This is a genomic window from Frankia sp. CoWAU3 (genome assembly GCF_977971855.1).
In genome coordinates, this window is the sequence record NZ_CDWWXB010000124.1 from 6,748 (window position 1) to 7,411 (window position 664).

Genomic DNA, 664 nt, shown 5'->3' on the forward strand with positions numbered 1-664 from the left:
CCGGCGGCGTCGAGCAGGGCGGCTAGCTGAAGCCCTACCAGGACTGCCGCGAAGGTAATCGCCATGCTCTCCACTTGGATCTTGCGCTGGTACTCGTCGGCGCGGCGGAAGGCGCGCAGCAGTACCCATGCCACGGCGAGCGTGAACGCGCCGCTGGCCCCCAGCCACCAGGCCTTCTGGGCGGCGGTCTGGTCGGGGCCGCTGCCCAGGGCCAGAGCGATCCCGCCGAGGGTGGCGACGGGGAGACCGTCCAGGAAGATCGCCCTGCGGGCGGCGCGTGTCACGTTGTCCCGCCGCGTCTCATCAGTCATGTCATCGGTCATGGCATGACTGTAAAGTTGACTTTCCATCAAGTCAAGTTCGCTTGTCATGGGCGGCCCTGGGCGTCGACGTAGGAGAAGTGAGAGGAGACCGGCGTGGTGTCCCCGCGCGCCTACCTGGCCCATCTCGCGCAGACCGGCCCCGCGCTCTGGCCATCCTCGACCTCGCCGGGCCAAGCCGCGGCCCGGTTCTAACGCCGCCAGGGGGAACGCGACCCGGGGCGCGGCGCCGGCTCGGTCGCCGCCCAGATCCGCCGCCACCGCGCCGTCGGGGTGTTCGGGGCGCCACGCAGCCGCGCGGAGACCGCCGCCGACCCCGCGGCCCCACCCAGCCCACCCGGTCG

1 protein-coding gene is annotated in these 664 nt (G+C 72.1%); it reads right to left on the reverse strand.

Features of this window, described 5'->3' with window-relative positions:
* On the reverse strand, window positions 1-311 hold a 311-nt coding region (locus AC08ON_RS11980), incomplete at its 3' end, for a hypothetical protein (RefSeq protein WP_476616971.1).
* Between the last annotated feature and the right edge of the window lie 353 nt (window positions 312-664).